This window comes from Nocardioides marinquilinus (assembly GCF_039543705.1).
GTDB classification, from domain to species: domain Bacteria; phylum Actinomycetota; class Actinomycetes; order Propionibacteriales; family Nocardioidaceae; genus Nocardioides; species Nocardioides marinquilinus.
The window spans coordinates 101,088-120,371 of sequence record NZ_BAABKG010000002.1 but is presented as its reverse complement, the minus strand read 5'-3'; the positions used below and the strand labels follow the sequence as shown (position 1 = coordinate 120,371).

The following is a 19,284-nucleotide window of genomic DNA, read 5'->3' as shown; positions in this document are numbered from 1 at the left end:
GTGTGACGCGTGGGGAAGACGTTGAAACCTTTGACTCGTGGGTCGCGGCGTGTCGGTCAGGGCAACGGGTCGAGACCGTGGTACGGGAAGACCGCCAGACGGGTGGCGTGGACGGCGCGGTCGAGCGCCGTGTCGGGGTTGAACCGCTCCCACGGGCGCCACGTCGGAGGCCGCGACGGGTCGAGGTCGCCCAGCCGCGCGGGCGAGGTCGCCCCGGTCACCCGGCGCACGTGCTCGCGCCACGACTCGGGGGTCGCGGTGGCGGGGTCGAGGGGGGCGCCGGCCACGATCGCGAGCAGGTGGGTCCACGCCCGGGGGACGACGCTCGCCACCGCGTAGCCGCCCCCGCCGGTGGCCACCCACCGGCCGCCGGCGACCTCGTGGGCCAGGTCGTGCAGGGCGAGGTAGGCCGCGCGCTGGCCGTCGACGCTGAGCTCGAGGTCGGCGAGCGGGTCGGCGGCGTGGGTGTCGCAGCCGTGCTGGGTGACCAGCACCTCCGGACCGAACTCGCGCAGCAGCGGCGGGACGACGGCGTGGAAGGCGCGCAGCCACCCGCCGTCGCCGGTGCCGGGCGGCAGCGGCACGTTGACGGCGTAGCCCTCGGCGCCGGGCCCGCCGACGTCGTCGCTCGCCCCGGTGCCGGGGAACAGGTAGCGGCCCGACTCGTGCAGCGAGATCGTCAGCACCCGGGGGTCGTCGCGGAAGACCCGCTCGACGCCGTCGCCGTGGTGCACGTCGAGGTCGACGTAGGCGACCCGCTGCGCCCCCTGGTCGAGCAGCCAGCGGATGCCGACCGCGACGTCGTTGTAGACGCAGAAGCCGCTCGCGCGCTCGGGCATCGCGTGGTGCAGCCCGCCGGTGACGTTGGCCGCGTGCAGCGCCTCGCCGCGCCAGACCCGGCCGAAGGCCTCGAGGCTGGCGCCGACGACGTGGGCGGCCGCCTCGTGCATGCCGGCGAAGACGGGGTTGTCGTCGGTGCCGAGGCCGAGCCGCTCGGCGGCGTCGGCGTCGCTGCCCGGACGACGTCCCTGCCGCCGCACCGCCTCGATCAGTCGCTCCTCGTGCACCGTGGCCACCTGCTCGTCGGTGGCGATCGGCGCCGGCACGGTGCGCAGGCGGGAGCCGACGGAGCCCACATCGCCCATGGAGCCCACAGCGCTGACGACGTCCAGCTCGGCGGCCAGCCGCATGGTGAGGTCGACCCGCAGCGGCGACATCGGGTGGCCCGGCCCGAAGTCGTAGGCGGTGAGGCTCGGCTCGAAGACGACGACCGCCGGGCCCTCGCACGTCGGGGCCGGCTCGTCCACGTCTGCGACCCTAACCGTCGCCGGGGGGCCGTCGGCCGTGACGCCTACTGTGCTGCCATGACCGCTGACCCCCGCGACGCCGCCGCCACCGACCTGGCCGACCTCGCCCGCGCGTTCTGGGACTACCACCTCGAGTCCCACCCGGTGGAGGCCCACCTGCTCGGCGACTACCGCTACGCCGCCTTCTGGGACGACGCCACCCGCGCCGCCGAGGACCGCCGCATCGAGGCCCTGCGCACCTTCGCCGACGACGCCCTCGCCGTCGACCACTCCGCCCTCGACGAGCAGGAGCGCATCACGCAGTCGGTGCTCTCGTGGACGGCGACCGCCTCGGCCGACCGGCTCGAGACCCGGCTGGCCGAGATCGGCGTCGACCCGATCTTCGGCGTCCAGGTCGAGGTGCCGCTGGTCGTCGGCATGCTGCACCAGCCCACCGCCGAGGTGGCCGAGACCATGCCCGACAAGCTGCGCGGCGCGGCCCGCGGCTACCGCGAGCAGGCCGAGCGGCTGCGCGAGGGCATCGCCGCCGGCCGCGCGCCCGCCCGGTTCGCCGTGGCCGACACGCTCGAGCAGCTGGACGCCGTGCTGGCCGGCCCGGTGGCCGACGACCCGGTGCTCGCGAGCCTGCCCGCCGTGCCCGACGGCGTCGACGCCGAGGCCTGGCGCGCGCGGGTCGCCGCCGTCGTCGAGGGCGACCTGCGCCCCGCGATGACGGCCTACCGCGACGCGCTGCGCGACGACGTCCTGCCGCATGCGCGCCCCGACGAGCGGTGCGGCCTCGGCTGGCTCGACGACGGCGACGCCTCCTACGCGGCGATGCTGCGCTACGCGACCACCACCGACCGCTCGGCCCGCGAGATCCACGAGCTGGGGCTCGAGCAGGTGGCGAAGCTGGCCGAGGAGTACCGCGCGCTCGGCCCCGAGGTGGTCGGCACCGACGACCTCGAGCAGATCTTCGACGCGCTGCGCACCGACCCGAAGCTGCACTTCGAGCACGGCGACGCGCTCGTCGAGGCCTCGACGGTGGCGCTCGACCGGGCGTGGGCGGCGATGCCGGAGTGGTTCGAGGTGCTGCCGCAGGCACGGTGCACCGTCGAGTCGACCCTCACCGGCGCCAAGGCGTTCTACTTCCCGCCGGCCACCGACGGCTCGCGCGGCGGCGTCTTCTTCGTCAACACCGCCGACCCCGCGTCGTGGGGCACCTTCGAGGTCGAGGCGATGGCCTTCCACGAGGGCATCCCCGGCCACCACCTGCAGCTGACCATCGCCTCCGAGCTCACCGGCGTCCCCGAGTTCCGCAAGCACCTGCACAACAACGCCTACGCCGAGGGCTGGGGCCTCTACACCGAGCGCCTCGCCGACGAGATGGGCCTCTACAGCGCCGCCGTCGACCGCATGGGCATGTACTCCGCCGACTCGATGCGCGCCTGCCGCCTCGTGGTCGACACCGGCCTGCACGCGCTCGGCTGGAGCCGCGAGCAGGCGGTGGCCTACATGGTCGAGAACTCGCCGCTGACCCGCGCGATGGTGCAGCCCGAGATCGACCGCTACATCACCAACCCGGGCCAGGCCTGCGGCTACATGGTGGGCCGGGTCGAGATCGAGCGCATCCGTCGCGAGGCCGAGCAGCGGCAGGGCGCGGGCTTCGACGTCAAGACGTTCCACTCCGCCGTCCTCGACTCGGGCTCGCTGCCGCTCGGCGTGCTCGACGAGGTGGTGCGGGCGCGGCTGCCGTGACAGCATGCCGCTCGTGCCGACGACCGCGACGACCCTGAGCACCGCCGCGTGGTGGCCCGCCTGACCCGGCGGACCACCCTCTGACGCACCACCCAGAACCGGCCGCCCACGGGCGGCCGTTCTGCTGTGCGGGCACCTGTGGGCTCCTCCACCCAGGACACCCAGGACACCCAGGAGCACCCCGTGAGCACACCCACCCGCACCCTCTCGCTGCTGACCCCCTCGGGCCGGCTGACCCTCGGCAGCCTGCTCGGCGCGCTCGAGCCGATGCGGCAGCGCCAGGACGACGCCTTCTACGGCATCGCCGACCTGCACGCGATGACGACCACGCACGACCCGGCGCGGCTGCGCGCCCACGCCGACGAGACCGCCGCGCTGTTCGTCGCCCTCGGGCTCGACCGCGCCACGCTGTTCCGGCAGAGCCGGGTGCCGGCCCACGCCCAGCTGGCCTACCTGCTGGAGTGCGTGGTGACGACCGGCGAGCTGAACCGGATGATCCAGTTCAAGGAGAAGGGGCGCGGCGTCGACTCGACCCGGGTCTCGTTGTTCACCTACCCGGCGCTGATGGCGGCCGACATCCTGCTCTACCGGCCCACGCAGGTGCCGGTGGGCGACGACCAGCGCCAGCACGTCGAGCTGACCCGCGACCTCGCACTGCGCTTCAACCGGCGCTACGGCGAGGTGTTCACCGTGCCCGAGGCGGTCACGGCGTCCGACGGCAGCGCGCGTGTGATGGACCTGCAGCACCCGACCCGCAAGATGTCGAAGTCGGCCGAGGCGCCCGGCACCGTCTACCTGCTCGACCCGCCCGACGTCGTCCGGCGGAAGGTGGCGCGGGCGGTGACCGACGGCGAGGTCGGCCCGGACGCCGTCCGCGCCGACCGGGAGGCGAAGCCCGGGGTGACCAACCTGCTCGAGGTGCTGGCCGCGTGCGGCGGGTCGGCCGACGGGCTGACGACGTACGGGGCGCTCAAGGCGGCCGTGACCGACGCGGTGGTCGCGGTGCTCGAGCCCGTGCAGCGGCGGTACGCGGAGGTGGCGGCCGACCCGACGCACGTGGCCGAGGTCTTCGAGCGGGGCGCCGAGCGGGCGCGCACCGTGACCGAGCCGGTGCTGGCCGCGGCGGCGTCGGCCATGGGGCTGTGACCTGTTCTGCGGGGCCTCAGGGCACGAGCGCCCGGGCGACGACGGCGCGGAGCGCGGTGCGGCGGCGCTCGTGGTCGGCCGGGTCGTCGCCGGCCGACGCGGCGAAGGTGCCGCTGACCGGTCCCCACGTGCCGGCGAGCGCGATGACGACGGCGTAGACGTCGTCGGGGGCGAGGTCGTCGACGACGCGCCCGGCCCGCTGGGCCCGCGCGATGGCCTCGCGCTTGGGGTCGGTGAGCTCGGCGGTCACGCCGGGCATCTCGCCGGTGGGCTTGCGCTCCAGGCGCGTCCAGCTGGCCAGCCGCACCAGCTCGGGATCGGTCAGGTAGGAGTCGTAGAGCGCGACGGCGTAGCCGGGCAGGTCGTCGGCGGTCAGTGGCACGGTGTCGACGATGCGGTCGAGCTGCGCGGCGAGGACGGCGTCGAACAGGCCGTCCTTCGAGCCGTACCAGCCGTACATCTGCGCCTTGTTGACCCCGGCCGCGGCGGCGATGCGGTCGACCCGGGCCCCGGCGATGCCGTGCGCGGCGAACTCGGCGGCGGCGGCGTCGAGCAGCCGCATCCGGCTCCGTCGTCCGTCGCGCATGCTGCCATCGTAAAGGTAACCAACTAGTTGGTATGTTCGTGGCATGAATGCAAGTACCTCCCGTTCCGACCGCATCGAGTCCCCCTTCGACGACCGCTCCACCGCCCTGGAGGTGGTGGCCGGGATCGACCTGACCGGACGGCGCGCCGTCGTCACCGGTGGCGCGTCGGGCATCGGCCTCGAGACCGCCCGGGCCCTCGCCCACGCCGGCGCGCAGGTGACGCTGGCCGTGCGCGACACCGCCGCCGGCGAGGAGGCGGCGCGTGACGTCGCCGGCACCAGCGGCCGCGACGACGTCGCCGTGGCCCACCTCGACCTCGCCGACCTCGCGACCGTCGAGGCCTTCGTGGCAGCCTGGCGGGGTCCGCTGCACGTGCTGGTCAACAACGCCGGCGTGATGGACACCCCGCAGGGCACCACCCGCGACGGCTTCGAGACCCAGCTCGGCACCAACCACCTCGGGCACTTCGCACTGGCGACCGGCCTGCACGAGGCGCTGGCGGCGGCGGGCGACGCGCGCGTCGTCTCGGTCTCCTCCAGCGGCCACGCGGCCTCGCCGGTCGTGCTCGACGACCTGATGTTCGAGCGGCGCGACTACTCCCCCGGGCTGGCCTACGGGCAGTCGAAGACGGCCAACGCGCTGTTCGCCGTCGAGGCGTCGCGGCGCTGGGCCGGCGACGGCATCACCGTCAACGCCCTCATGCCCGGCGGCATCTGGACGCCGCTGCAGCGCCACTGGAGCGACGAGCAGCGCGCCGCCGCCGAGGAGCAGGCGCGCCAGGCCGAGGCCGCCGGCCTGTTCCGCATGAAGACCCCCGAGCAGGGCGCTGCCACCTCGGTCTTCCTCGCCACCTCACCGCTGGTCGCCGGCGTCGGGGGGCGCTACTTCGAGGACTGCCACGAGGCCCGCGTGGTCGACCAGCTCGACGGCATCCACGGCGTCCTCCCCCACGCCCTCGACCCCGACGACGCCCGCCGGCTGTGGGAGGTCAGCGAGCGCCTCGTCGCCGACGCCCGGGCCTAGGCCCGGTGCGCGGCGGCAGGAGTCACCGGTTCACCGGCGGTTCCTGTCGTTCTCAGCAGTTGCAACGGCTGAGAAGGTCAGGAGTCACCGGATCACCGGTGACTCCTGCGCCGGGGGCGGAACGGCGGACCGGCCGGTCAGGAGCCCTCGGCGAGCTGGCGGGAGCGGTCGCGGGCGGCCTCCATGGCGGCGAGGAAGGCGGCGCGCACGCGGTGCACCTCGAGCTCGCGGAGGGCGGAGGCGGTGGTGCCGCCCGGCGAGGTGACCTGCTCGCGGAGCACGGTGGGGTGGGTGCCGGTCTCGCGCAGCATCTTGGCCGAGCCGAACAGGGTCTGGATGACGAGGTCGCTGGCCGTGGTGCGGGGCAGGCCGAGGTGCACGCCGGCCTCGATCATCGACTCCACGACGAAGAAGATGTAGGCCGGGCCCGACCCGGAGATCGCGGTGACGGCGTCCTGCTGGCGCTCGGGGATGCGCAGCACCCGGCCCACCGAGCCGAGCAGCGACTCGGCCTCGGCGAGGTGGCTCTCGTCGCAGTGCGAGCCGGGTGAGATGGCCGCCATGCCCTCGTCGACGAGCGCGGGCGTGTTGGGCATGACCCGCACCACCGCGACGCCGTCGGGCACCCGCGACTCGATGAAGGACGTCGTGATGCCGGCCGCCAGCGAGACGAGCAGCTGGCCCGCCCGCAGCGACGGCGCGATCTCCTCGAGCACCTCGGCCATGTCCTGCGGCTTGACCACGAGGGCGAGCGTCTCGGCCTTCGCGGCGGCGTCGCGGTTCGACACGACGGCGACGCCGTAGCGCTCCTCGAGCTCACGGGCGCGCTCGGCGCGCTTCTCGCCGATGAGCAGCTCGTCGACGCGGCGTCCGGCCCGGACCAGGCCCGAGAGCAGGGTCTCGCCCATGACGCCGGCCCCGATGATCGCTGTGCTCATGGGGCGAAACTACGCGCCCGGCGCCGCCGGGTCGCGCGCGTCCTACTTCTTCGAGACCAGCGAGCGCAGGAAGAAGGTGAGGTTCTGCGGACGCTCGGCGAGGCGGCGCATCAGGTAGCCGTACCACTCCTCGCCGTAGGGCACGTAGACCCGCACCGTCTCGCCGGACGCCGCCAGCCGGCGCTGCTCCTCGGGCCGGATGCCGTAGAGCATCTGGAACTCGTAGCTGCCGGCCGCGCGGCCGAAGCGGCTCGCCAGCGAGGAGGCGATGGCGATCATGCGGGGGTCGTGGGTGGCCACCATCGGGTAGCCCTGGCCGCCCATGAGCACCTTGAGGCAGCGCACGTAGGAGCGGTCGACCTCGAGGCGGTCGGTGAAGGCGACGTCCTCGGGCTCGTTGTAGGCGCCCTTGCACAGCCGCACCCGCGAGCCCTCGTGGGCGAGGGCCCGGCAGTCGGCCTCGGTGCGGCGCAGGTAGGCCTGCAGCACCGCGCCGGTCTCGGGGAAGTCCTTGCGCAGGTCGCGCAGCGTCGCGAGCGTGCGGTCGGTGGTGGTGTGGTCCTCCATGTCGAGGGTCACCGTGGTGCCGGCGTTGCGGGCGGCGCGGCAGATCGTGCGCGCGTTCTCCAGCGCGATCTTGTCGGCCTGCGCCTCGGTGCTGTCGGGCAGCGCCTGCCCGACCGCCGACAGCTTGACCGAGACCTCCGCGCGGCGCGCGAGCCCGCGGCGTCCGAGCTGGCGCAGCACGTCGACGTAGGCGGCGACGGTGGCGTCGGCCTGCTCGACGTCGAGGGTGTCCTCGCCGAGGAAGTCGAGCGTGACGTGCAGTCCGTCGTCGACGAGTCCGACGGCGGCCTCGACGACGGACTCGGTGGTCTCGCCGGGCACGTAGCCGGTGACGATGCCCGACGTCACCGGCAGCGTGCTGACGAGCCGCTTGACGCCCTCGCTACGCGAGAGCAGCAGGATCGGCTGGCGGAGCAGGGACATGCCGCCAGGCTATGCCTGGGACGTGCGCCCGGCCGAGTCCCGGGCGCAGGATCACCCGGCGGCCGGCAGGGAGCCGAAGGTGGCCGTCCGCTGGCCCGGACCGACCGGGCCGGGGACGCCGGGCTCGCCGGGAACGCCCTCGCCCGGCGTGCCCTGGCCCTTCCCGAGGAAGGGCAGGACGGCCTCGGTGGTGAGGATGACGCCCTCGCTGCGCTTGAACCCCTCGGTCTGCGGGACGAACTCCACCGTGAAGGTGCACGACGAGCCGGGCTCGACGGTCACCGGTCCGTCACCGGCGCAGGTGAAGCGGCGGGTCCCGAAGCCGGTGAAGGTGAAGTCGCGCTCGTTCTGGAGGAAGCCGGTGAACACCTGCGCCTCGGTCTCGCCGTCGTTGACCACGCGGTAGGTGAAGGCGTCGGCGTCCCCGACGGCCACCTGTCCCGTCTCGCCCCCGAACTCGTGCCGCAGCGGGACGACGCGCAGCGGCGGCGTGAGCGCGACCTCGAGCACCGAGCCGCGCAGGCCGCGGACGACGAGCTCGGCGGTGCCGCCCGGGTTGCCCTCGGCGGTGCGCGAGACGTCGACGGTGCAGCTCTGGCCGGCGGCGAGCGAGGCGCCGCAGGTGGTGGCGTCGACCTCGTAGTCCAGCGACGGCGCGCGCCGCAGCGAGCGGATCTCACCACCTCGCCGCACGGGGACGAAGCCGAAGGACCGGACGGAGGTCTGCAGCGGGCCGCTGCGGGCCTGGCCGGTGTTGACGACCCTGATGCGCACCGACGACGTCTCGGGCACGACGACGCCGGGCGTCGGCGAGGTCAGGTCGGACGGCAGGATCGTGACGTCGGCCCGCTTCGAGATCGAGCAGTCGGCGCCGGGCAGGCGCGTGTAGCAGACCCGGGTGCGGTAGTCGCCCTCGACGATGCGCGGTCCGACGACCTGGTTGCGGAAGAAGGTGCGGGTCTCGCCGGGGGCGAGGGCGGGCACGGAGGCGCTGCCGAGCAGGCGCTGGGTGCCGCCGTCCGCGGAGACGAGGAAGAACTTGGCGCGGCGAGGCTGGGTGCGGCCGCTGGCGGTGTTCTCGAGCTGGAACGACACCCCGACGCGGGTGCCACCTCGGGTGGGCTGCCAGCCGGCGGTGACGTTCGAGACCTTCACCTTCGTCTCGGCGATCGCGGCGCCGGCGTGGTCGGCGCCCAGGCCGGTGACGGCGGCGACGGGGAGCAGGGCGGTCAGGGCAAGGGTGGCCGTGGCGGCACGGGAGCGGATGCGCACGGTCGCAGCAGAGCACCGCAGCGGGTCGGCGTCCGGCGAACGACCGATCCGGCCGGACCGGTCTGGACCAGTCGGGTCAGGTGGCGGGGACGGTGAAGTGCTCGCGGGCGAACTCGAGCGACTCGCGCAGGTCGGCCTCGCGCTCCTCGCGGGTGTCGCAGCGGCGGGTGTTGATCTCGACCACGATGTCGCCGGCGAAGCCGGTGGTCGCGAGGTGGTTCAGCAGCGCGGCGGCGCCGGTGGCGCCGCGGCCCGGCACGAGGTGCTCGTCCTTGGCCGTGCCGCTGCCGTCGGTGAGGTGCACGTGGCTCAACCGGGTGCCGAGCCGCTCGGCCAGCGCGATCGGGTCGGTGCGCGCCGTCGCGGCGTGGGAGAGGTCGAGGGTGGTGTGGGCGTAGGACTCCTCGGAGGGGTCCCAGCCCGGCAGGTACATCTCGGCGCCGCGCCGCTTCGTGGCCCGCCAGGGGTACATGTTCTCGACGGCGAAGCGGATGCCGGTGCTGCTCTCGAGCGCCACGATGCCGTCGACGAACTCGCGGGCGTAGTCGCGCTGCCACCGGAACGGCGGGTGGACGACGACCAGGTCGCAGCCGACCTCGTGCGCCATCTCGGCCGAGCGCTCGAGCTTGCCCCACGGCTCGGTGCCCCAGACCCGCTGGGTGAACAGCAGGCACGGCGAGTGCACCGAGCAGATCGGCAGGCCGTGGTGCTCGGAGAGCTGCTTGACCGCCGAGACCTGCTGGCTGAGCGCGTCGATGCCCACCATCACCTCGACGGCGTCGTAGCCGAGGGCGGCCGCGTAGGCGAAGGCGTGCGCGGTCGACTCGGGGTAGACCGACGACGTGGAGAGGCCGAAGCGGGTCGGGCGGCGGGTCACGCGAGCAGACCGCCGAGCCCGTCGATGCGCTCGAGGATGACGCCCTCGCGCAGCGCCCACGGGCAGATCTCGAGCTCGGCGAGGTCGAAGATGTCCATGCAGGCCTCGGCGACGAGCGCCCCCGGCACGATCTGGTGGGTGCGGCTCGGCGAGACGCCGGGCAGCGAGGCCAGCTCGTCGGCGCGCATCTCGACCAGCTTCGGGATCCAGGTGCGCAGCTCGGCCAGGGGCAGGCTGCGTGGCGCGAGCGGCCCCTCCCCCGACGGCGCCGCGCCGCAGATGCGGGCCAGCGAGCGGAAGGTCTTGGACGTCGCCGCCGCCCGGTGCGGCGTGCCGGCCCGCAGCAGGTTGCCGGCGTCGCGGGCGATCTCGGTGCGGATGCGCTTGCGGACGGCCTTGAGGCCGGCCTCGTCGGGTGCCGTGGCGAAGTGGCTGCGGGCCAGCCGGGCGGCCCCCAGCGGGAGCGACCAGGCGACGTCCGGGCGCTCGTCGCCGCCGCCGGCGATCTCGAGCGAGCCGCCGCCGATGTCGAAGACGGCCAGCCGCCCGGCCGACCAGCCGAACCAGCGCCGCACGGCCAGGAAGGTCAGGCGGGCCTCGTCCTCGCCGGAGAGCACCGCGATCGCGACGCCCGTGCGCTCCTGCACCGCGGCCAGGACGTCGTCGGCGTTGGCGCTCTCGCGCACCGCCGAGGTCGCGAACGGCAGCATCGCCTCGCAGCCCTTGTCGTCGGCCACCACGAGCGCCTGGGCGGTGAAGGCGGCCAGCGCGTCGATGCCGGCGGCCGTCACCGCACCGTCGCCGTCGAGGTGCTCGGCGAGCCGCAGCGGCTGCTTGTAGCTGAACGCCGGCAGCGGCGCGGCCCCGCCGTGGGCGTCGACCACCAGCAGATGACCGGTGTTCGAGCCGATGTCGAGGACGCCGAGGCGCATGGGTCCCACGCTACCGGTGCCACCCGGACCCTCCCGGGTGGTTCGGTGGGCGGGCGGCGGCAGGAGTCACCGGTGATCCGGTGACTCCTGTCGTTCTCGGCCGTTGCACCGGCCGAGAAGGTCAGGAGCCGGCTGAGAAGGCCGGGGCGAGACGCGCGGCACGAGCACGGCCGTACGCTGGCGGGCGTGCCCGAGGTCGACCTGGTCTTCCCCCGCGCCTACGTGGAGTTCGCGAACCCGGCCGACGACGGCGAGGTGATGCGCTGCGACCTCACCTGGCTCACCAGCAGCTACACCTGCATCTTCGGCAACGGCTGCCAGGGCATCTACGCCGACGCCCCCGACACCGGCTGCTGCACCCTCGGCGCGCACTTCGCCGACGAGGACGACGAGAAGCGGGTCGCCGGGTACGTCGAGATGCTCGACCCCGACCTGTGGCAGTTCCACCCCGGGCGCACCGTCAAGAAGAAGGACTGGATCGAGACCGACGCCGACGGCGAGCGCAAGACCCGGGTGCTCGACGTCGACGGCCAGAGCGCCTGCGTCTTCCACAACCGGGTCGACTTCGCGCCCGAGGGCGGCGAGGGCGGCGCCGGCTGCGCCCTCCACTCGCTCGCGCTCGTGCTCGGCCGCAACCCGCTCGAGACCAAGCCCGACGTGTGCTGGCAGCTGCCGATCCGCCGCACCTTCCGCGACGTCGAGCGGCAGGACGGGACGTCGTACACCGAGGTGAGCATCGGCGAGTACGACCGGCGCGGCTGGGGTCCCGGCGGCCACGACCTCGACTGGTACTGCTCGGGCAACACCGAGGCCCACGTGGCCCCCGAGCCGGTCTACCTCACCCACGAGCCCGAGCTCGTCGCGCTGATGGGCCGCGCCGCCTACGACGCCCTCGTGCCGCACTGCGAGGAGCACCTGCGCAAGCGGTCGCTGCTGACCCTGCACCCTGCGTCGCGTCCCTGACGGACCCTGAGCCCGTCGAAGGGCCCGCCGTCCACGCAAAACCCCTCGCCCGACGTCCACCCGCCGTGCCAGCCTGCCGGGGACCGACCCCGATCGAGGAGATCCCGGCATGCGCGCAGCTCCCACCGCTCAGACGACCGTCCGTCCAGCGCTGGAGCCCCGCCGTGTCCCTCGACCGCACCCCCGCACGTCCCGATGCACCTGCTGACCCCGACCCCGACCGGCTGAACCTGGGCGTCGTCGCCCACGTCGACGCCGGCAAGACCAGCCTCACCGAGCGCCTGCTGTACGACGCCGGCGCCGTCGCGACCCTCGGCAGCGTCGACGCCGGCACCACCCGCACCGACGCGCTCGACCTCGAGCGCCGACGCGGCATCACCATCCGCGCCGCCGTCACGTCGTTCGCCCTCGACGGCGTGACGGTCTCGATCCTCGACACCCCCGGCCACCCCGACTTCGTGGCCGAGGTCGAGCGGTCGCTGGCGGTGCTGGACGCCGCCGTGCTCGTGCTCAGCGCGGTCGAGGGCGTGCAGCCGCAGACCGTCGCTCTCTGGCGGGCGCTGCGCCGGCTCGGCCTGCCGACGCTGCTTTTCGTCAACAAGCTCGACCGCGCCGGCGCCGACCTCGACCGGGTGGTGGCGCAGGTGCGCACCCGCCTGGACGCCGACGCCGTCCCGCTCGTGCGCGCCCGCGGCCAGGGCGCCCGCGGGGTGGCCGTCGAGTCGCTGCCCCTGACCGACGACGCCGTCGTCGCCGCCGTCGCCGAGCACGACGACCGGCTGCTGCGCCGGTGGGTCGACGGACGGGCGCGCGCGGGCGACGTCCGGCGGGCGGTACGGGCGCGGCTGCGGCCCGACGGCGTCGTCCCGGTGCTGGCCGGGTCGGCGATCACCGGGGCCGGTCTCGACGAGCTGCGGGCGGCGCTCACCGGCCTGGTGCGCCGGCCGCGGCCACGCACCCCCGAGCTCGCCGCGACCGTCTTCGCCGTCGACCGCGACGACGCCGGACGGCGCGCCTGGGTGCGGGTCTGGTCGGGCGAGCTCGCCCGGCGCGACCGCCTGGCTCTCGGCGACGGCGTCCCCACCCCGGTCACCGCCGTCGAGGTCAGCGAGCCGGCCGGCCTCGTGCCGCGCTCGCGGGCGCGGGCCGGCGAGGTGGCCGTCGTGCGCGGCCCCGCCGCCCGCGTCGGCGACACCGTCGGCCGACCGCCGCGCCGGCCGACCCACCGGTTCCCGCCCGCGACGCTGCAGGCGCTGGTCGAGCCGGTCGACCCGCGGCGGCGTGGCGCGCTGTTCACCGCGCTCACCGAGCTGGCCGACGAGGACCCGCTCATCGACCTGCGGCTCGACGAGCACGACGGCGAGGCCGCGGTCAGCCTGCACGGCACCGTGCAGCAGGAGGTGGTCGCGGCGCTGCTGGCCGAGCGGTACGGCGTCGGGGCGCGGTTCCGCGACCTGTCGGTGGTGCACCTCGAGCGCGTCGTGGGCACCGGCGCGGCGTCGGAGGCGATCCGGCGCCGGGGCAACCCCTACCTGGCCGGCGTCGGGCTGCGCGTCGAGGCGGCGCCGGTCGGGCACGGCGTCGCGTTCTCGCCCGGCGTCGAGCGCGGCAACCTGCCGCCGGCGTTCGTCACCGCCACCGAGGAGGGCGTGCGGCGGGCGCTGCGGCAGGGCCGGCACGGGTGGCCGGTCACCGACTGCACGGTGACGATGACGTCGTCGGACTACTGGCCGCGGCAGAGCAAGCCGCACCAGGTCTTCGACAAGTCGATCTCGAGCGTGGCGGCCGACTTCCGGCTGCTCGCGCCCGTGGTGCTGATGGCGGCGCTCGAGCAGGCCGGCACCCGGGTCTGCGAGCCGGTCGAGCGGTTCGAGCTGTCGGTGCCGGACGACGTCCTCGGCCCGGTCGCGGCGCTGCTCGGCCGGCTGCGCGGGGCCGCGGACGACGCCGTCGCGGAGTCGCAGCGGGCCGGCGCGGGCCGCACCGTGCTGCGCGGCTGCCTGCCGACGGCGTCGGTGCCCGACCTCGCCGCCCGGCTGCCCGACCTCACCAGCGGCGAGGCGGTGCTGTGGCACGAGCTCGACCACCACGCACCGGTCGGCGGCACCCGCCCGCCGTCGCGCCGCCGCACCGACCTCGACCCGCGCGAGCGCGAGGCCTGGTTCCGGGGCAAGCCCCGGTGAGGTGCCTCGACGTCAAGACAAGGCGACCCCGGTTTTCCGCCTCACCCCTCCGATGTCGACAATGAGGTCATGCGCCTCGACCACCTCTCCTACGCCGCCGGACCCGACGGTCTCGACGCGACCGCCGAACGCCTCGGCGCGCTGCTCGGCCGGGAGTTCGACGACGGCGGCGTCCACCCGAGGTTCGGCACGCGCAACCGCACGCTGGCCATGGCCGAGCACACCTACCTCGAGGTCGTCGAGGCGCTCGACCACCCGGCGTCCGACAAGGCGCCGTTCGGCCAGGCCGTCAAGGCCCGCTCCGCCCTCGGCGGCGGCTGGCTGGGCTGGGTCGTCGCGGTCGACGACATCTCCATCGTCGAGCAGCGCCTGGGCCGCGCCGCCGTGCCCGGCAACCGGCACCGCCCCGACGGCACCGAGCTGCGCTGGAAGCAGATCGGCGTCAACGGCCTGATCTCCGACCCGCAGCTGCCGTTCTTCCTGCAGTGGGACGTCCCGGCCGAGCTGCACCCCTCCGCCGGCGCCGACGGCACCGTCTCGCTGGCCTGCCTCGAGATCGCCGGTGACCCGCAGCGGGTCAGCGAGTGGCTCGGCGAGACCGTCGAGGCCCCGCTCGAGGACGTCAAGGTCGAGTGGGTCGCCCCCCACGGCACCCCCGGCATCCTGGCCGCGCAGGTCCAGACCCCGAACGGCCTCGTCCGCATCTGAGGTCGATGTGGTCGACCCGACGCGTGGTCGGGGCCCTCGCATGAGGTCGGCGTTGAAGGGCGCGGTGCCCAGCCCGAACATCTGGCAGCACACCGCCACCTACGAGGTCGAGAACCGAGCCGTCGACCCCGACGGCCGCCTGTGGACGACGCTCGCCGGGCTGGCCGGTCCCGACGGCTGGCGCGGGCGCCGGGTGCTCGACCTCGGCTGCGGCACCGGGTTCCACCTCCCGCTGTTCGCGGAGACGGCCGGGCAGGTCGTCGGCGTCGAGCCGCACCACGACCTGCTGGCCCTCGCGGCCCGCCGCACCCGTCGGCTGCCCCACGTGACCACGCTCGCCGGCACGGCGCAGGCGGTGCCGCTGCCCGACCGGTCGGTCGACGTCGTCCACGCGCGGTGGGCCTACTTCTTCGGTCCCGGCTGCGAGCCCGGGCTCGCCGAGCTCGACCGGGTGGTCGCGCCGGGCGGCGTCGCGCTGGTCGTCGACAACGACGGGTCGCGCTCGACGTTCGGCGCGTGGTTCCGCCGCGGCTACCCGCACCTGCCGGCACCGTCCGAGATCGAGCGGTTCTGGGCCACCCGCGGCTGGACGCGCACGCCGGTCGACATGGGCTGGCGGTTCGAGAGCCGCGCCGACCTCGAGGCCGTCGTCCGCATCGAGTTCAACGCCACCGTGGCCGAGGAGGTCCTGCGCCACCACGAGGGCCTCGAGGTCGACTACGCGGTCAACGTGTGGTCGCGGCGCTACTGATCACGCGGTGCCGCGGACCACGAGGGTCGGGCTGAGCAGCAGGCCGTCGGCGACCTGCGAGGGCGTGGCCAGCAGGTCCTCCAGGGAGCGGACGACGGCGATCGCGACCTCCTCGAGCGGCTGCCGCACCGAGGTGAGCCCGGGGTGGACGAGCTGGGCGACCTGGGAGTCGTCGAAGCCGACGACCGCGACGTCGCGGCCGGGGTGCAGGCCGCGGTCGGCCAGGGTGTGCAGCACCCCCATGGCCAGGGTGTCGGAGGCGCAGACGAACGCCGAGGGCTGCGCCTCGTCGAGCAGGTGGGCGCTGGCGTCGCGGCCGCTGCCGAGGGAGTCCTCGACCCGGGAGGCCAGGCCGGTGGTCGACAGGCCCCGCTCGTGCATCGCGCGGCTCCAGCCGGAGCGGCGGTCCTCGCCGATGCGGGAGTCCTTGCGCCAGCCGATCCAGGCGACCTTGGTGTGCCCCCGGTCGAGCAGGTGGCGGGTGGCGAGCTCGGTGCCGGCGGCGCCGTCGACGTCGACCCACGGGTGGCGGGCCTCGACGTCGTCCCACGGGCGGCCGAAGGCCACGAAGGGCGCGCGCCGCTCGCGCAGCCACACCGCCTGCGGGTTGCCGAGGTAGGTGTCGGTGACGACGAAGGCGTCGACGGCGGTGGAGCGCAGCAGGTCGTCGTAGCCCTCGAGCGGGTCGGGACCCTCGCCCGAGAACAGCAGCACGTGGTAGCCGGCCTCGCGCGAGGTCCACACCAGCGAGTGCACGAAGCGGTCCATGACGGTGGTGGCGACGCCCTCGAGCACCGGGCTCATGCGCAGGCCGACGAGGTGGCTGGCCCGCGTGCGCAGGTTGCGGGCGGCGCGGTTGGGCACGTAGCCGAGCTCGCCGATGGCGCGCTGCACCCGCAGCAGGGTGTCGGAGCGCAGCAGGTCGGGGTTGTTGACGGCGTTCGAGACCGTCTGCCGCGAGACCCCGGCACGCTCGGCGACGTCGGCCAGCGTGGGGGCGTTGACAGGGATGCGGGTGACGGTGCGGCTGCGGCTGTCCACGGCCCCTCCCCTCTCGCCGAGCGGTTCCTCTGGATCGATCCAAGTCCGGGTGTGGCCGGAGTCTACGACGGCCGGATCCGGCTCGCCGACCCTGCGAGCAGGTGAATGTCGGTGGCCTCGCCTAGCGTTCGCGCCATGGCCTCCTCCACCCTCGGCGCCCGCTCGGGCCGGTCCCAGCGCCCCCACTACCGGTGCGCCGAGTGCGGGTGGCAGACGGCCAAGTGGGTGGGCCGCTGCGGCGAGTGCCAGGCGTGGGGCTCGGTCGCCGAGGCGGCCGCGCCCACGGTGCGCGCCGCCCCCGCCCCCGTCACCTCGGCGGCCGTGCCCATCGGGCAGGTCTCGGGCTCCGAGGCGGCCTTCCGGCGCAGCGGCGTGGCCGAGCTCGACCGGGTGCTCGGTGGCGGGCTGGTGCCCGGCGCCGCCGTCCTGCTGGCCGGCGAGCCGGGGGTCGGCAAGAGCACGCTGCTGCTCGAGGTGGCCGCCCAGACCGCGCGCGAGGGGCGCCGCGTGCTCTACGTGACCGGTGAGGAGTCGGCCGGTCAGGTGCGGCTGCGCGCCGACCGCACCGGCGGCGTCCACGACGAGCTCTACCTGGCCGCCGAGACCGACCTGGGCGCCGTGCTCACCCACGTCGAGCAGGTGCGGCCCGACCTGCTGGTCGTCGACTCGGTGCAGACCATCGGCGCCGCCGGGGTCGAGGGCGTGCCCGGCGGGGTCACCCAGGTCAAGGAGGTCTCGGCCGCGCTGGTGCGCGTCGCCAAGACCCGCGGCATCGCCACCGTGCTCGTCGGCCACGTCACCAAGGACGGCGGCATCGCCGGCCCCCGCGTGCTCGAGCACCTCGTCGACGTCGTGCTGCACTTCGAGGGCGACCGCAGCTCGCGCTTCCGCATGCTGCGTGCGGTCAAGAACCGGTTCGGCCCGGTCGACGAGGTGGGCTGCTTCGACCTCGGCGCCGACGGCATCAGCGCGGTCGCCGACCCGAGCGGGCTGTTCGTCGAGCACGTCGGCGGGCGGGTGCCGGGCACCTCGGTGGCCGTCACGATGGAGGGACGCCGCCCGCTGCTGGCCGAGGTGCAGGCGCTGGTGGCGCCGTCCGCGGCCGAGCGTCCGCGCCGCACCGTCTCGGGGCTCGACGGCTCGCGCCTGGCGATGGTGCTCGCCGTCCTGCAGCAGCACTGCGGCATCCGGCTGCACGGCCACGACGTCTTCGCCTCCACCGTCGGTGGGGCGCGACTGTCCGAGCCGGCCAGTGACCTCGCCGTGGCGGTCGCGGTCGCCTCGGCCACCTACCTCACGCCGCCGCCCGTGGGCGTGGTCGCGCTGGGCGAGATCGGCCTGGCCGGCGAGCTGCGCCGGGTGCGCGACCTGCCGCAGCGGCTCGCCGAGGCGGCGCGGCTCGGCTTCTCGATGGCCGTGGTGCCCGCCGGCCGGCAGAGCCCCGACGGGCCGCGCTCGGCCGGGTCCGACCGCACGGTCGAGGGCCTGCGGGTCGTCGAGGCGCGCGACGTCCTCTCCGCGCTGCGGCTGCTGCAGGTCGGCTCGCGCCAGAAGCCGTCGCTCGAGGTGGTCGAACCCCAGTGAGTCCGCGCGTGAGTCCGCGCGGCGGGCGGCCCATCACGGATAAGGTGCACTCGCCCGTCGATTCCCGGGAGGAGGGGCGCACGTGAGTGATGGCCGCGGCGACGAGCAGCTGCGCGCGACGTTGGCGCGCACCGCTCCCGGCACCGCCCTGCGCGACGGCCTCGAGCGCATCCTGCGCGGCCGCACCGGCGCGCTCGTCGTGCTGGGGCACGACCGCACCGTCGAGTCGATCGCCACGGGCGGGTTCGTGCTCGACGTCCCCTTCACCGCCACCGGCCTGCGCGAGCTGGCCAAGATGGACGGCGCGATCATCGTCGACCACAACCTCACCCGCATCATCCGGGCCGCGGTGCACCTGATGCCCGACCACACGATCCCCTCGGAGGAGACCGGCACCCGCCACCGCACCGCCGACCGGGTCGCCAAGCAGACCGGGTTCCCGGTGATCTCGGTGTCGCAGTCGATGCAGATCATCGCCGCCTACGTCGGCGCGACCCGGCACGTGCTCGAGGACTCCGGCCAGATCCTCTCGCGCGCCAACCAGGCCCTCGCCACGCTCGAGCGCTACAAGCTGCGCCTCGACGAGGTCTCCAGCACGCTCTCGGCGCTCGAGGTGGAAGACCTCGTCACGGTCCGCGACGTCGCCGTCGTGGCCCAGCGGCTCGAGATGGTCACCCGCATCGCCCGCGAGATCGAGGACTACGTGCTCGAGCTCGGCACCGACGGCCGGCTGCTCTCGCTGCAGCTCGAAGAGCTCGTCACCGGCGTCGACACCGAGCGCGAGCTCGTCATCCGCGACTATGTCCCGCCCGGACGCCGCAGCAAGAGCCCCGAGGTGCTCCTCGGCCGGCTCGAGGCGCTCTCCCCCACCGAGCTGGTCGATCCCGCCTCGGCGGCGAAGGTGCTGGGCCTCGGCACCGCCGAGCATCTCGACGGCGCGGTCGCGCCGCGCGGCTACCGGCTGCTGACCAAGGTCCCGCGGCTGCCCCCCGCCGTGGTCGACCGGCTGGTCGAGCACTTCGGCACGCTGCAGAAGCTGCTCTCGGCCGGGGTCGAGGACCTCCAGGCCGTCGACGGCGTCGGCGAGCTGCGGGCCCGCAGCGTCCGCGAGGGCCTGTCCCGCCTCGCCGAGTCCACCATCCTCGAGCGCTACGTCTGATCCTGACGGCCCGGTACGAGCGAGGCGCGAGCTCGTGCCGGACGCCGGCGGGTCGAGCAAGCCGTCACGGGCTGAGCCTGCGAAGC

Annotated in this window: 17 protein-coding genes; 9 read left to right on the top strand and 8 right to left on the bottom strand. The window is 74.7% G+C overall.

Going from position 1 to position 19,284, the window contains the following annotated elements; all coding sequences use genetic code 11:
- Positions 1-56: 56 nt before the first annotated feature.
- A complete protein-coding gene (locus ABEA04_RS06600) occupies positions 57-1,307 on the bottom strand; it encodes an acetoin utilization protein AcuC (protein ID WP_345455966.1) in 1,251 nt (416 codons plus the stop codon).
- Between the two features lie 57 nt (positions 1,308-1,364).
- Here ABEA04_RS06600 and ABEA04_RS06595 point away from each other — a divergent pair, with 57 nt between their 5' ends.
- Positions 1,365-3,044, top strand: coding sequence for a DUF885 domain-containing protein (locus ABEA04_RS06595; protein WP_345455963.1), 1,680 nt, complete (start codon positions 1,365-1,367; stop codon positions 3,042-3,044).
- A gap of 183 nt (positions 3,045-3,227) precedes the next feature.
- A complete protein-coding gene (gene trpS, locus ABEA04_RS06590; RefSeq protein WP_345455960.1) occupies positions 3,228-4,190 on the top strand; it encodes a tryptophan--tRNA ligase in 963 nt (320 codons plus the stop codon).
- 16 nt (positions 4,191-4,206) lie between these two features.
- Here the strand turns inward: trpS and ABEA04_RS06585 are convergent, their stop codons facing one another.
- On the bottom strand, positions 4,207-4,776 hold the full coding sequence (locus ABEA04_RS06585) for a TetR/AcrR family transcriptional regulator (protein ID WP_345455958.1): 570 nt from the start codon (positions 4,774-4,776) through the stop codon (positions 4,207-4,209).
- Positions 4,777-4,819: 43 nt separating this feature from the next.
- Here ABEA04_RS06585 and ABEA04_RS06580 point away from each other — a divergent pair, with 43 nt between their 5' ends.
- Entirely contained in the window at positions 4,820-5,800 is a 981-nt protein-coding gene (locus ABEA04_RS06580) for an SDR family NAD(P)-dependent oxidoreductase (RefSeq protein ID WP_345455955.1), read from the top strand.
- Positions 5,801-5,937: 137 nt separating this feature from the next.
- Here ABEA04_RS06580 and proC read toward each other — a convergent pair whose 3' ends face one another.
- The 5 genes from proC to ABEA04_RS06555 all read right to left on the bottom strand — a co-directional run bounded on the left by proC (position 5,938) and on the right by ABEA04_RS06555 (position 10,809).
- Entirely contained in the window at positions 5,938-6,738 is an 801-nt protein-coding gene (gene proC, locus ABEA04_RS06575; RefSeq protein ID WP_345455952.1) for a pyrroline-5-carboxylate reductase, read from the bottom strand.
- Positions 6,739-6,780: 42 nt separating this feature from the next.
- Positions 6,781-7,728 (bottom strand): proline dehydrogenase family protein, encoded by a 948-nt coding sequence (locus ABEA04_RS06570; RefSeq protein ID WP_425576989.1) that lies wholly within the window; start codon positions 7,726-7,728, stop codon positions 6,781-6,783.
- Positions 7,729-7,779: 51 nt separating this feature from the next.
- A complete protein-coding gene (locus ABEA04_RS06565) occupies positions 7,780-9,000 on the bottom strand; it encodes a hypothetical protein (protein WP_345455950.1) in 1,221 nt (406 codons plus the stop codon).
- A gap of 76 nt (positions 9,001-9,076) precedes the next feature.
- Positions 9,077-9,877, bottom strand: coding sequence for a sugar phosphate isomerase/epimerase family protein (locus ABEA04_RS06560; protein WP_345455947.1), 801 nt, complete (start codon positions 9,875-9,877; stop codon positions 9,077-9,079).
- Entirely contained in the window at positions 9,874-10,809 is a 936-nt protein-coding gene (locus tag ABEA04_RS06555; RefSeq protein ID WP_345455944.1) for a Ppx/GppA family phosphatase, read from the bottom strand. Before ABEA04_RS06555 ends, ABEA04_RS06560 begins: the two co-directional genes overlap by 4 nt.
- A gap of 186 nt (positions 10,810-10,995) precedes the next feature.
- Between ABEA04_RS06555 and ABEA04_RS06550 the strand changes: the two genes are divergently transcribed.
- The 4 genes from ABEA04_RS06550 (at position 10,996) to ABEA04_RS06535 (ending at position 15,414) form a co-directional block, all read left to right on the top strand.
- A complete protein-coding gene (locus ABEA04_RS06550) occupies positions 10,996-11,772 on the top strand; it encodes a DUF3109 family protein (protein WP_345455941.1) in 777 nt (258 codons plus the stop codon).
- 164 nt (positions 11,773-11,936) lie between these two features.
- Complete coding sequence (locus ABEA04_RS06545; protein ID WP_345455938.1) at positions 11,937-13,955, top strand: GTP-binding protein; 2,019 nt, start codon at positions 11,937-11,939, stop codon at positions 13,953-13,955.
- Positions 13,956-14,024: 69 nt separating this feature from the next.
- Positions 14,025-14,663, top strand: coding sequence for a VOC family protein (locus ABEA04_RS06540; RefSeq protein ID WP_345455935.1), 639 nt, complete (start codon positions 14,025-14,027; stop codon positions 14,661-14,663).
- A gap of 40 nt (positions 14,664-14,703) precedes the next feature.
- Positions 14,704-15,414, top strand: a complete 711-nt coding sequence (locus ABEA04_RS06535) for a class I SAM-dependent methyltransferase (RefSeq protein ID WP_345455930.1) — start codon at positions 14,704-14,706, stop codon at positions 15,412-15,414.
- Here ABEA04_RS06535 and ABEA04_RS06530 read toward each other — a convergent pair whose 3' ends face one another.
- On the bottom strand, positions 15,415-16,455 hold the full coding sequence (locus tag ABEA04_RS06530; protein WP_345455927.1) for a LacI family DNA-binding transcriptional regulator: 1,041 nt from the start codon (positions 16,453-16,455) through the stop codon (positions 15,415-15,417).
- A gap of 135 nt (positions 16,456-16,590) precedes the next feature.
- Here ABEA04_RS06530 and radA point away from each other — a divergent pair, with 135 nt between their 5' ends.
- Together radA and disA are read left to right on the top strand one after the other, a co-directional pair.
- Entirely contained in the window at positions 16,591-18,039 is a 1,449-nt protein-coding gene (radA, locus tag ABEA04_RS06525) for a DNA repair protein RadA (RefSeq protein ID WP_345455923.1), read from the top strand.
- 82 nt (positions 18,040-18,121) lie between these two features.
- Positions 18,122-19,198, top strand: coding sequence for a DNA integrity scanning diadenylate cyclase DisA (gene disA / locus ABEA04_RS06520; RefSeq protein WP_345455920.1), 1,077 nt, complete (start codon positions 18,122-18,124; stop codon positions 19,196-19,198).
- Positions 19,199-19,284 lie beyond the last annotated feature (86 nt).